This window comes from Azospirillum brasilense (assembly GCF_001315015.1).
Taxonomy (GTDB): domain Bacteria; phylum Pseudomonadota; class Alphaproteobacteria; order Azospirillales; family Azospirillaceae; genus Azospirillum; species Azospirillum brasilense.
Genome location: NZ_CP012914.1, coordinates 1,048,539 through 1,061,061, shown reverse-complemented (window position 1 = coordinate 1,061,061; position 12,523 = coordinate 1,048,539). Strand labels below are relative to the sequence as shown.

General features: G+C 68.1%; 12 protein-coding genes. 4 read left to right on the top strand and 8 right to left on the bottom strand.

The window, feature by feature from the left end:
• The first annotated feature begins 135 nt into the window (after nucleotides 1-135).
• From AMK58_RS04840 to AMK58_RS04830, 3 genes are all read left to right on the top strand, one after another.
• Nucleotides 136-1,935 (top strand): acyl-CoA dehydrogenase, encoded by a 1,800-nt coding sequence (locus tag AMK58_RS04840; RefSeq protein ID WP_035672367.1) that lies wholly within the window; start codon nucleotides 136-138, stop codon nucleotides 1,933-1,935.
• Nucleotides 1,936-2,069: 134 nt separating this feature from the next.
• On the top strand, nucleotides 2,070-2,747 hold the full coding sequence (locus AMK58_RS04835; RefSeq protein WP_051140150.1) for a hypothetical protein: 678 nt from the start codon (nucleotides 2,070-2,072) through the stop codon (nucleotides 2,745-2,747).
• Nucleotides 2,748-2,833: 86 nt separating this feature from the next.
• A complete protein-coding gene (locus AMK58_RS04830; protein WP_035672364.1) occupies nucleotides 2,834-3,109 on the top strand; it encodes a hypothetical protein in 276 nt (91 codons plus the stop codon).
• 8 nt (nucleotides 3,110-3,117) lie between these two features.
• On the opposite strand, the gene pcsA is transcribed toward AMK58_RS04830, so the two are convergent.
• From pcsA to AMK58_RS04790, 8 genes are all read right to left on the bottom strand, one after another.
• On the bottom strand, nucleotides 3,118-3,855 hold the full coding sequence (gene pcsA / locus AMK58_RS04825) for a phosphatidylcholine synthase (RefSeq protein WP_104675386.1): 738 nt from the start codon (nucleotides 3,853-3,855) through the stop codon (nucleotides 3,118-3,120).
• Between the two features lie 232 nt (nucleotides 3,856-4,087).
• Entirely contained in the window at nucleotides 4,088-5,434 is a 1,347-nt protein-coding gene (gene glcF / locus AMK58_RS04820; RefSeq protein WP_059398668.1) for a glycolate oxidase subunit GlcF, read from the bottom strand.
• A gap of 7 nt (nucleotides 5,435-5,441) precedes the next feature.
• Nucleotides 5,442-6,689: a glycolate oxidase subunit GlcE gene (gene glcE, locus AMK58_RS04815; RefSeq protein ID WP_059398667.1), complete on the bottom strand. Its 1,248-nt coding sequence runs from the start codon at nucleotides 6,687-6,689 to the stop codon at nucleotides 5,442-5,444.
• Between the two features lie 10 nt (nucleotides 6,690-6,699).
• Nucleotides 6,700-8,187, bottom strand: a complete 1,488-nt coding sequence (locus tag AMK58_RS04810) for an FAD-linked oxidase C-terminal domain-containing protein (RefSeq protein ID WP_035672349.1) — start codon at nucleotides 8,185-8,187, stop codon at nucleotides 6,700-6,702.
• A gap of 207 nt (nucleotides 8,188-8,394) precedes the next feature.
• The gene (ykgO, locus tag AMK58_RS04805) at nucleotides 8,395-8,520 is read right to left on the bottom strand and encodes a type B 50S ribosomal protein L36 (protein ID WP_012973122.1); all 126 of its coding nucleotides are present in this window, start codon (nucleotides 8,518-8,520) and stop codon (nucleotides 8,395-8,397) included.
• A 120-nt stretch (nucleotides 8,521-8,640) separates the two neighbouring features.
• Nucleotides 8,641-9,603, bottom strand: a complete 963-nt coding sequence (locus AMK58_RS04800; protein ID WP_035672347.1) for an SAM-dependent methyltransferase — start codon at nucleotides 9,601-9,603, stop codon at nucleotides 8,641-8,643.
• A 106-nt stretch (nucleotides 9,604-9,709) separates the two neighbouring features.
• Complete coding sequence (gene mepA, locus AMK58_RS04795) at nucleotides 9,710-10,627, bottom strand: penicillin-insensitive murein endopeptidase (protein WP_236778181.1); 918 nt, start codon at nucleotides 10,625-10,627, stop codon at nucleotides 9,710-9,712.
• Nucleotides 10,628-10,807: 180 nt separating this feature from the next.
• Nucleotides 10,808-11,941, bottom strand: coding sequence for an ABC transporter permease (locus tag AMK58_RS04790; protein WP_035672344.1), 1,134 nt, complete (start codon nucleotides 11,939-11,941; stop codon nucleotides 10,808-10,810).
• A 144-nt stretch (nucleotides 11,942-12,085) separates the two neighbouring features.
• Between AMK58_RS04790 and AMK58_RS04785 the strand changes: the two genes are divergently transcribed.
• A complete protein-coding gene (locus tag AMK58_RS04785) occupies nucleotides 12,086-12,454 on the top strand; it encodes a hypothetical protein (protein WP_035672341.1) in 369 nt (122 codons plus the stop codon).
• Nucleotides 12,455-12,523: the final 69 nt, after the last annotated feature.

The window sequence follows — 12,523 nt, the reverse complement described above, 5'->3', positions numbered from 1 at the left end:
TCCGACGGTGAGGCTCGCCATGCACCATTCGGTACGGTATGGTGACGCGCACGTAAACCGCCCAAGACGCGTCACGGACCATCGGGCACGCGCAATCGGGCACGCACAATCGGGTCACGGGAGGCCGCTCCATCCATGATTCCCTACACCGCTCCGGTCGATGACCTCCGCTTTGTCCTCAACGAGGTGGTCGGCCTCGAAACGGTCGCCGCGCTTCCGAACTGCGATTCGGCGGCCCCCGATCTGGTGGACGCCGTGCTGGAGGAAGCCGGCAAGTTCGCCTCCGGCGTGCTCGCCCCGCTGAACCGGGTCGGCGACAAGGAAGGCTCGGTGCTGGAGAACGGCGTGGTCCGCACGCCGACCGGCTGGAAGGACGCCTACAGCCAGTTCACCGAGAGCGGCTGGAACAGCCTGCCCTTCGAGCCGGAGTATGGCGGGCAGGGCCTGCCCTGGACCGTCGCCTTCGCGGTGAACGAGATGTGGCAGGCGGCCAACCTGTCCTTTGGCCTGTGCCCCCTGCTGACCCAGGGCGCTGTCGATCTGCTGACCGAGCACGCCAGCGCGGAGCAGAAGGCGCTCTACCTGCCGAAGATGATCGCCGGCGAGTGGAACGGCACCATGAACCTGACGGAGCCGCAGGCCGGCTCCGACCTCGCCGCCGTGCGCACCCGCGCGGTGCGGGCCGAGGACGGGACCTACCGCATCACCGGCCAGAAGATCTTCATCACCTACGGCGAGCATGACCTGACGGACAACATCGTCCATCTGGTGCTGGCCCGCCTGCCCGACGCGCCTCCGGGCATCAAGGGCATCAGCCTGTTCATCGTGCCGAAGTTCCTGCCCAACGCGGACGGCACGCCGGGCGCGCGCAACGACCTGCGCTGCGCCAGCCTGGAGCACAAGCTGGGCATCATGGCCAGCCCCACCGCCGTGATGGCCTTCGGCGACGACGGCGGCGCCACCGGCTTCCTGGTCGGCCAGGAGAACCGCGGCATCGAATACATGTTCACCATGATGAACAACGCCCGCCTCGGCGTCGGCATCCAGGGCGTGGCGATCGCCGAGCGCGCCTACCAGCAGGCCCGCGACTACGCCAAAGGCCGCGTGCAGAGCAAGGATCTGGCCGACCCCAAGGGTTCCGGCGTCGCCATCATCCGCCATCCGGACGTGCGCCGGATGCTTCTGGACATGCGCGCCAAGACGGAGGCCGCCCGCGCGCTGGCGCTCTACGCCGGTACACAGCTCGACGTCTCCCGCCACCACGAGGACGCCGCGGTGCGCGCCGCCGCGACCGCCCGCGTGGACATCCTGACCCCCATCGTGAAGGCGTGGAGCACCGACATCGGCTGCGACGTCGCCTCCACCGGCGTGCAGATCCACGGCGGCATGGGCTTCATCGAGGAGACCGGCGCCGCCCAGCATTACCGCGACGCCCGCATCACCCCGATCTACGAGGGCACCAACGGCATCCACGCCAACGACCTGACCTTCCGCAAGACCGGCCGCGACGGCGGCGAGTCGGCCCGGACCTTCATCGCGGAGATGCGCGCCACGGTGGCGGAGCTGGAGAGCATCCCCGGCGACGACATGGAGGCGATCCGCACCAACCTGTCCGCCGGGCTGGACGCGCTGGAGCAGGCGGTGGCCTGGGTGGTCAAGACCCAGGCCGACGGCGACCTGCGCGCCGCCGCGGCGGGGGCCGTGAACTATCTGAAGCTGTGGGGCACGGTGGCCGGCGGCTGGATGCTCGCCCGCTCTGCCGCCAAGGCGCTGGAGGGGCTGCGCCAGCCCGGCGCCAACGCACCCTTCCTGGAGGCCAAGCTGGTCACCGCCCGCTTCTACGCCGAGCAGATCCTGGCCCAAGGGCCGGGCCTGCTGCTGCCGATCCTGACCGCCCACCGCACGGTCATGGCGCTGAGCGAGGACCAGTTCTGAACAGGGTTATGATCCGACATTGTGACGATTTTGTCACAGTCAGCTGAAACGCGGCCGGCGACTCATGCCGGCCGCAACCTTTGCGGTTGGTCCGCGTTCCCCATTCGATCGAGACGTCCCAGGGGAAACGCCGCATGCGCACCGCCGCCCTTCTCGCCTTCGCCCTCGCCGTTGCCGGAGCCTCCGCCGCCACCGCCCAGACCATGGATGGTCCGGTCGAGTCCCCCTTCCATGTCGGCGCGCAGGCCAGCACGCTCGGCCTGGGGCTGGAGGCCGGCTACCGGATGAATCCGATGTTCGGGCTGCGGCTGGGCGGCAACATGTTCACCTTCAGCACCGACCGCAGCATTTCCGGCGTCGATTACGATCTGGATGTGAAGCTGCGCAGCTTCGGCGCGGTGCTGGACGTCTATCCGGTCGCAGGCACCGGCTTCCGCATCAGCGGCGGCGCGCGCATCAACTACAACAAGGCCGACCTGACCGGCACCCTGTCCGGCCCGCGCAGCTTCGGCGGGGTGGTGGTCACGCCGCAGCAAGCCGGCCAGCTCGACGGCGAGGCCAAGTTTGACCGCTTCGCCCCCTATGCCGGCATCGGCTACAACGGCACGGTGTTCAGCCCCAACTTCAGCGTGGGCGTGGATCTCGGCGTGCTGTTCCAGGGCAAGCCGCGGGTCAGCCTGAGCGCCCCCGGCGTGGCGACCACGCCGGCCATCGCCGCCGTGCTGGAGGACCAGCGCCGCGAGGTCGAGGATTCGATCCGCGCCGCCCGCTTCTGGCCGGTGGTCGCCATCACCGCCTCCTACCGCTTTTGAGGAACGCTCCCCTTTTGATGGAGAGCGGGCACCAAACGCCCCCGTGAACCGTTACGCCTCCATGGATCAATTGTGGAGACCATTCCATGGCTCGTCGTAACGGGATTCGCACCGCCGTCCTTGCCCTTCCCCTCCTGGCCCTGCCGCTGCTGGCCGCCTGCGACGACCAGCAGTCGGCGGAAAGGACCGGCCAGGAAATCGGACGCGCGGTGGACCAGACCGCGGAGCGCGTGGGCGAGGCCGCCAAGGGCATCGGCGCCGAGGCCGGCCGCATGATGCAGGACGCCGGCGCCGCCATCCAGCAGAAGGCCCGCGACGCCAAGGACGACGTCAACCGGGAGACCACTCCCGAAAAGCCCTGAGGCGCGCCTTACGCCTCGACCGGCCCGCGCAGCGTCCGCCACAGGCAAACCGCCGCGTAATAGGCGCTGCTGGCCAGCCAGACATACCAGACGGCGTCGGGACGGTCCGGATAGAGGACCACCAGCGCCGCGCTGGAGGCCAGCCACGCGCCGCTGACCAGAAGATTTAGGCGCATCCAGCGGCGCACCCGGAAGGGATGCAGGAACTTGACCGTCGTGAAGGTCAGCAGGCCGAGGACCAGCACCACCGCGGTGTTGATCCACGGTTCGAGCGCCAGAATCCACAGATAGAGCGCGACCACGTTCCAGATCGCCGGAAAGCCGACGAAATAGTTGTCACCGCTCTTCATCCCGGTGTTCGAGAAGCAGTAGAGCGAGGTCATCATGATGAAGGCGGCCAGCGCCACACCCAGCCCGTCGGGCAGCAGGCCGAAGCGGTACATGAAGACCGCCGGAACGACGACGTAAGTCAGATAATCGATCACGAGGTCGAGCGCCGACCCGTCAATGCCCGGCAGCACCTCTTTCACCGAGGCGCGGCGGGCCAGCGTGCCATCCACCCCGTCGACCACCAACGCCAGCCCCAGCCAGCCGAGACACGCCTTGGCCTCGCCGTTGACAGCGGCGAGCAGGGCCAGCAACCCCAGCACGACGCCGCTGCCGGTGAAGGCGTGCACACCCCAGGCCGACAGCCGCCGCAAGACTCCGTACCCGCCGTCGCTGTCGTCCTTGAACCCGCTGTCCACTGAGCGCCTCATCATCCCGTTGGCGCCAACCTAGCCATACGCCGCAAAAAGTCCAAGGGGGTCGGTGGGTCCCCTCGCAAGGAGGCCGGATGAGCCAAAATAGCCCTCTCCCCTCTGGGGAGAGGGTGGCCCGAAGGGCCGGTGAGGGGGTTGCGCATGGCGGTACGTCCGGCACAAGCACAACCCCCTCACCCTAACCCTCTCCCCGGAGGGGAGAGGGGATATGGCCGACCTACTCTGCGGCGCGCGGCGCAGCACCCGGCGCCTGGGCGGGACCGGCGAAGGCCGGGCTGTCCCTCAGCGCGTCGGGTTTCGGGCCGCCGGTTGCCCAATCCAGCAACTCGACCGTGTGGACGATGGGCAGCCCGGTCCCGGTGGCGATCTGGGTGATGCAGCCGAGGTTGCCGGCGGCGATGGCGGCGGCTTTCGTGCTTTCGATGTTGCGCACCTTGCGGTCGCGCAACTGAACGGCGATCTCCGGCTGGAGCATGTTGTAGGTGCCGGCGGAGCCGCAGCAGAGATGCGCTTCGGGGATTTCCTTCACCTCGAAGCCGGCACCGCGCAGCAGATGGCGCGGCGGGTCCTTGATGCGCTGGCCGTGCTGCATGGAACAGGCGGAATGGTAGGCGATGGCCTGCCCCGTCTCGATCACCGGAGCGGACAGGCCGATCTCCGCCAGGAACTCCGTCACGTCGCGGGCGATGGCCGCCACGCGCAGCGCCTTGGGCGCGTACTCCGCGTCCTCGCGGAATTGGTAGGCGTAGTCCTTCACGGTGGTGCCGCAGCCCGAGGTGTTGACGATGATGGCGTCCAGCCCTTCTCCGTCCATCTCGGCGATCCAGGCGTCGATGGTCTTCTTCGCAGCCGCGTCGCTGAGGCCAGTCTTGCCCATATGATGGGTCAGGGCGCCGCAACAGTCGGCCCCCTTGGCCACCACCACCTCGACCCCCTGGCGGTTCAGCAGGCGGATGGTCGCCTCGTTGATCTGCGGGGCCAGCACCTGCTGGGCGCAGCCGACGAGCAGGGCGGCGCGCTTGCGGCGCGGCCCGACCGCCGGATGGCTGCCCGCGCGGTCGCTGTGGCTCGGCCCCGGCACCGATTTCGGGGCCAGCGCCAGCAGCGCGCCCAGCCGCCCCGGCAGCAGCCCGGCGAAGGGCTTGCCGAACCAAGCGGCGATCAGGGCCAGGCGGAACAGCCGCGGGTTGGGCAGCACGCGGGCCAACAGATCGCGGATGGCCCGGTCGGCGGGCGGGCGGGCGTGGGTCGCCTCGATATGGGCGCGGGCGTGATCGACCAGATGCATGTAATTGACGCCCGACGGGCAGGTCGTCATGCAGGACAGGCAGGAGAGGCAGCGGTCGACGTGCTTCACCTGATGCTCGGTGGGCGGCCCGCCCTTTTCCAGCATGTCCTTGATCTGGTAGATGCGGCCGCGCGGGCTGTCCAGCTCGTCGCCCAACAGGACGTAGGTCGGACAGGTCGCCGTGCAGAAGCCGCAATGGACGCACTTGCGCAGGATCGCTTCCGAGTCCCGGTAGTCGGCGTTGGCGAGCTGGGTGAGCGTGAAGTTGGTCTGCATGGATGCCTTACACTCCCGCGTACATGCGGCCGGGGTTCAGGATGCCGCAGGGGTCGAAGCTCTCCTTCACCCGGCGGCTCAGCGCCATCACCGGTTCGGGCAACGGGTGGAACACCTCCGCCGTGATCCGCACATCCTCGGGCGCGCGCACCAGCGTCGCGTGGCCGGCGGTGCCCAGCGCGCCGCGGATCGCGGTCGCGGAGTCGGCGGTCGGCGCCACCGCCGCCCAGATCAGCCCGCCGCCCCAATCGAAATACAGCTCCGCATCCAGCGCCCAGCGGATCGACTCCGCCACGCGCGGCCCTTCGGAAGGCTGGACGGAGATTTTCCAGACGTGGCGGGAGTCATCGCCCCCACCCCGGCCCTCCCCCGCTGACGCAGGGGAGGGGCCAAAATACGCCACGTCCCGAACCTCCTTCCACACCGCCCGCGACTCGTCCCGGTCCAGCACGGCGTCGGCGCCAAGCTCCTCCGTCAGCGCGGCGACGCGGGCGGTGACGGACGGGCCGAAGCCCTCCACCCGCACCAGCGTGACCGCGCCGCCCGCCGCCGCGACCGCCCGCACATGGGACCGCGCCGCCACCGCGGCCGGCAGATGGGCGGCGCCGGACACGTCGTAGGGGCTCTGCAGCGCCGCGGTCAGCACCGCGACAGCCCCGGCGTCCTCGCGCCCGGCCAGCAGCAGAGTCCGGACATCCTCCGGCGCCGGCAGCACCTTCACCGTCAGCTCCGTCAGGACGGTCAGCGTGCCGAAGGAGCCGGCCATCAGCTTGGGCACGTCGTAACCGGTGACGTTCTTCACCACCTTGCCACCGCCCTTGTAGAGGTCGCCGCGCCCGTTCACCCCCTCGATGCCCAGCGTGTGATCGCGGGCGGAGCCGGCGCTGATGCGCCGCGGCCCGGCCAGCCCGCAGGATATCACCCCGCCCAGCGTCCCCTGCCCCTCCGGCTGCCCGAACAGCGCCCCGAGGTCCTGCGGTTCGAAGGCGAGCTGCTGCCGCCGTTCGGCCAGCATCGGCAGGATTTCGGCCATCGGCGTGCCGGCCCTGGCGGTCAGCACCAGTTCCTCCGCCTCGTAGGCGACGACTCCGGACAGGCCGGACAGGTCGAGCGTGCAGGCGGTCTGGATCGGACGCCCGAGGCCGCGCTTGGACCCTGAACCGGCGACGTCCAGCGGCGTCCCCTCCGATAAGGCCCAGCGCACCGCGTCGGCGGCCTGAACCGCCGAGTCGGGCTTGACGGTGGTCACGGTCATACGGACGCCCTCAGAATCGGGGGATATCGGGGAAACGCAGTTCCCCCTTGTGGATGTGCACGCGGCCAAGCTCGGCGCAGCGGTGCAGCTTGGGGAAGACCTTTCCAGGGTTCAGCAGCCCGTCGGGGTCGAAGGCGCATTTGATGCGCTGCTGCTGATCGAGATCGACCTCGTCGAACTGGTCGGTCATCAGGTCGCGCTTCTCCACGCCAACGCCATGCTCGCCGGTCAGCACGCCGCCGACCTCGACGCACAGGCGCAGGATGTCGTTGCCGAAGGCCTCCGCCCGCTCCAACTCGCCCGGCTTGTTGGCGTCGTAGAGGATCAGCGGGTGCAGGTTGCCGTCCCCGGCATGGAAGACGTTGGCGACCCGCAGCGCGTAGCGGTCGGACATCTCCTGCATGCGGTGCAGCACCAGGGGCAGCGCCTTGCGCGGGATGGTGCCGTCCATGCAGTAGTAGTCGGGGCTGATGCGCCCCACCGCCGGGAAGGCCGCCTTGCGCCCGGCCCAGAAGGACAGCCGTTCCTCCTCCGAGGTCGAGACGCGGGAGTAGCAGCAGCCCTTGGACCGCGCGATCTCCGCCACCTGGTCGATCAGGTGGTCGACCTCCGCCGCCGGGCCGTCCAGCTCGACGATCAGCAGAGCCTCCACGTCCAGCGGATAGCCGGCGTGGACGAAATCCTCCGCCGCGTGGATCGCCGGCCTGTCCATCATCTCCATGCCGCCGGGGATGATGCCCGCGGCGATGATGGCGGCCACGCAGTCGCCGCCCTGCTCGCTGGTCGGGAAGCCGATCAGAACGGCGCGGGCGGTGGCAGGCTTCTTGAGGATGCGCACCGTGACCTCGGTCACCACCCCCAGCAGCCCTTCGGAGCCGGTGACGATGCCCATCAGGTCGTAGCCGCCGGCGTCGAGATGCTTGCCGCCCAGCCGCAGGATGGTGCCGTCCATCAGCACCATCTCCAGCCCCAGCACGTTGTTGGTGGTCAGCCCGTATTTCAGACAATGCACCCCGCCGGAATTCTCGGCGATGTTGCCGCCGATGGTGCAGGCGATCTGGCTGGAAGGATCGGGCGCATAATAGAAGGCCTCATGCGCCACCGCGTTGGAAATGCCGAGGTTGGTCACCCCCGGCTGGGTCACCACGCAGCGGTTGGCGAAGTCGATGTCCAGGATGCGGTTGAACTTGCCCATCCCGAGCAGCACGCCGTCGGCCAGCGGCAGCGCCCCGCCGGACAGGGAGGTGCCGGCGCCGCGCGGCACCACCTTCACCCCCATTTCCTTGCAGGTCCGGAGCACCCAGCTCACCTGCTCCGTCGTGCTGGGAAGAACCACGACCATGGGAAGCTGGCGGTAGGCGGTCAGACCGTCGCATTCATAGGCGCGCAATTCGCTTTCGTCGGCGATCACCCCCTCGCCGGGCACGATGGCCCGCAGCGCTGCGATGATCTCGCGGCGGCGCGCGATGACGCCGTCGTCGGGCGCGGGCATCCGCATGATCGGCCGTCCTCCCCCATGATTCGCACCGGTTGGCTCCGGATGCATTCCGTAACCAGTGGTATCATTGCCGGTGGGACGCGCACAAGCCGGTGAGGGATCGGCCAATGGGCGAGCCGATCCCCCAAAACGCAAGAGCCGCGCCCGAAAGGCGCGGCTCTTGCGAGAAACCCGAAGCTGTCGGCCGGGCGGACCCGGCCGCCGGTCTCAGCCCTGGCGGGCCTTGAAGCGCGGGTTCTGCTTGTTGATGACGTAGACGCGGCCCTTGCGGCGGATCACGCGGCAGGCCTTGTGGCGCGTCTTCATCGACTTGAGAGAGTTAACGATCTTCATAGTTCTTCATCCTGGTCGGTCGGCGGCTCGATCGAAGGCGCGCACCATAGTGCGGCGCACCCCCGCTGTCAACGGCCCCCGTCGCGGTTGCGTTTCCCGCCGGACGCGGCCGTTTCGACGCTACTCCGCCGGTTTCAGCGCGTAGAAACGGCACACCTTCATGCCCGCCTCGATGGCGGACACGCGGCGGACCCACAGTTCCACCTCGTCCATCACGGCGAGCTTGGTCTCGTGGTCGAGATGATGGCGCTCCAAGTGCTCGACCAAGCCCTGGATGGCGCTCACGATCAGGCCGCGGTGGGTGTCGGTGATGTCTTCAGCGATTCGCAGGTCCAGGTTCCGCTGGGCGAAGGCGGCGGCCATCTGGTCCTTGGACCACAGATGCGGCTGCATCGGCTCCTTGTCGCACCAGACCTGGACGGCCTTGGCTCCGGCCAGCGCCGGGTCGATCACGTAATCGGTCATCAGCAGATGGCCACGCGGCTTCAGCGCCAGCTCCATCCCGTCGAACAGCTGGTCCTTGCCGTGGACGGAGAACATCCCCTCCTTGTAGACGATGGCGTCCACGCGCTTGGGATAGCTGAAATTCTCCGGGTCGTAGGATTCGATCGGGGCCTTCTTCTCCAGCCCCTCCTTGAAGGAGCGGATCATCCCCTCCTTCGCCAGAACTTCCGCAGCTTCCAGCCCGGTGACCCAGCAGCCGTACTTGCTGGCCATGGTGCGGCTGGTGCCGCCCAGACCGGCGGACAGGTCCAGCACGCTCATCGCCGGATTGAGGCCCAGCGGCTTCACCAGATAAGGGATGTGGTCGTGGCCACCCGGCGTGTTGAAGCCCTCGCCCCACAGCTTTTCCGCCACCTCGATCCGCGTGGCGCTCCACAGCGGCTTGCCCCAGCGGTTCACGCCGGGACCATGGCCCCGCGCGGCGGGCTGGGCTGGGCCGGCGGTCGGCGGCTTGCCGTCCTCCTCCCCGCCCCTGCCCTTCAGGCCGGAAAGATCATATCCCTCCCACCAAGCGTGAAGGCGGGTCTTGAGCTTGATGCGGGGAGCGCCCGCGTGATCGTTTCCGCTCTTGTCGCTCATCGCCTTCGCGCCTGCCCCGTTGCCTGGACCGCCGGACGACTGGTTCGTTCCGACTTTCACAGTATCCGGGTGCCCTGCACGTGCAAGCGCAAAATCCGGCGTCACGTTACCGCACCGTCTTCTCCCCGTGCGCATCGTCCATGGCGGCGACCCGAGTCCCGGCGGCGCGCAACACCGCGGTGCAGGCGGGCGGCATGCTGACGTAGCGCGGCTGCGGCTTGCCGTTGTGCTTCTCCACCACCGGATAGACGGAGCCGAGCCAGGATTCGACCTCGTCGCCGCAGCCATCGCCGTCGGGAATGTCGCGTTGGTCCTCGCATTGCGGGCTTCCCGCCGGGCAGCCCAGGCGGATGTGCATGTGCCCGTCATGGCCATGCCATGGCCGCAGCTTGCGCAGGAAGGTCCGGTCCGGCCAGGAATGGCGGCACATGGCGAGCTTGATTGCCGGGTTGACGAAAACACGGGTCACCCGCGGATCGCTGGCGGCGATGCGGACCAGTTGGGACTGCCGCTCCGACCAGTCCTCGGTGACGCGGACACGGTCGTAATCGACATACTTGATCTCGGTCAGGCTTTCCCGTGCGTTGCGGCCCATCGGCGGGTGGTCGAGCCGCAGCCAGACGTCGGCGTCCAGCCCGATCTGGTGGCTGGCGTGGCCGAAGCTCATCGGGCCGCCGCGTGCCTGCCCCATGTCGCCGATCAGCGCGGTCCCCAGCCCCGCCGCCGCAACCTTCCGCCCGAAGCCCTTCAGATAGTCGATCAGTTCCGGATGGCCGTAGAAACGCTGGCGGGACATGCGGATGACCTGATAGCCGGTGCCTTCCCCCGGCAGGGCCTGCGCGCCCGTGATGCAGCCCGCGGCGTAGCCGCCGATGGACTGGGCCGGCCCCAGGGCGGGGCCGCTCACCTGACTCCAGGCAATGGAGTTGGGGGCCGGCGGCGCGGGCTTCTTTTTCTTGTGCGATCCGGCCTCGGCCGGACCGGCGAGAGCAGCGGCGATCAAACCGGCTGCGATCAGGGCCACCGCGAGAATCCCAACCGTCGGGCCAACCGCCAAGCGCCGCATCATCTTCCCCCACGGACCGCCAATCGGGAAAGATTAGAGCCAATGATCCTTAACGAAAAGTGAGGCTCACGCTCATGTCACAGCCAAATTCGACTTGGCGGTAACGATGACGGGCAACACCCAGCCCCTGTTTACTGCTCAGTCCAAGGTCTGCCGGTACCGCTTCAGCGCGACGACCGTGACCACCGCAAGGAAGGCCAGCAGCGCCGCCACCTCCCCCACGATCTCCGCCGGGCCGTTGCCTTTCAGGAGGATGCCGCGGACGATGCGCAGGAAATGGGTCAGCGGCAGGATCTCCCCCACCGCCTGCGCCCAGCCGGGCATGCCGCGGAAGGGAAACATGAAGCCGGACAGCAGCATCGACGGCAGAAAGAAGAAGAAGGACATCTGCATCGCCTGAAGCTGGTTCTTCGCCACGGTGGAAAAGGTGAAGCCCACCGCCAGATTGGCGGCGATGAACAGCACCAGCACCGCCGACAGCAGGGCCAGGCTGCCGACGATGGGCACGCCGAACAGCAGCCGGGCGGCCAGGACGATGATGACGACCTGGATGTAGCCGACCAGGATGAAGGGCACGATCTTGCCCAGCATCACCTCGAACGGGCGGACGGGCATCGCCAGCAGGTTCTCCATCGTCCCGCGCTCCCGCTCGCGGGTGACGGCCAGCGCGGTCATCATCACCATGGTCATGGTTAGGACCACCCCCATCAGTCCGGGCACCACGTTGTATTGGGTGATGCCCTCAGGGTTGTAGCGGCGGTGGACCCGCAGCTCGACCGGGTCGGGGGTGGAGCGCAAAGGAGCCAGCGGACCGATCAGATCGGGGTCCAGCGCCTGCCGCGCGAGGGTCGACAGGGCGGACAGCGCGTTGCTGGTCGCCGCCGGGTCGGTCGCGTCCGCCTCGACCAGCAGCACCGGCCGCTCCCCCCGCTGCAGGTCGCGGGCGAAACCGGCGGGGATGGTGACAGCGAACTGCACCCGTCCTTCGGCCAGCAGACGGTCCAGCTCGGCCGGGCTGCCGGCGCTGCTGGTCACATCGAAGTAACCGGAATTCGCCATGGCCGACACCAGCGTGCGGGCGAAGGGGCTGGAGTCGGCCGCGTGGACGGCGGTCGGCAGGCTCTTGGGGTCGGAGTTGATGGCGAAGCCGAACAGCACGAGCTGGAGCACCGGCACCCCCACCATCATGGCGAAGGTCAGCCGGTCGCGCCGCATCTGGATGAACTCCTTCACCATCACCGCGACGAAGCGCGAGAAGGAAAACCGCGCCATGATGCCCCTCCAAGACCGTGCATTTCAAGAAAGAAACACAACTTTTTACTTCAACGCCCCATCGGGCAACTTGGCTCCCATTGACATATCGAAATTGCTTCCAGCACCGTCCAAAAGGATTAATTCTTATGCGGGAGAATTGCCATGACATCTATTTTTGCCAAGGGTGCCGCCGCCGTGGCCGCCCTGTTCCTGCTTCATGGCGCCGCCCTGGCCGGGCAGCAGGATTTCACCATCGCGAACGAGACGGGCTACGCGCTGAAGCACATCTACGTCAGCGAGTCCGCCAACGAGAAGTGGGACGAAGACATCCTCGGCCGTGACGTCCTCGACGACGGCGAAGAATTCGAACTGAGCTTCGACAAGGCCGAGAAGACCTGCAAGTGGGACATGAAGGTCATCTACGACGACGGCGAGTCGGCGGTCTGGCAGAACCTGAACCTCTGCAAGATCTCCAAGCTGACGCTGCGCTGGAACAAGAACACCGGCGTGACCTCCGCGTCGATCGAGTGATCGCGCACCGTCCCCGCACCGGCTGTCGCGATGGTGCGGGGACGGTTCTGCCCTGCCCTGCGGCGGCTC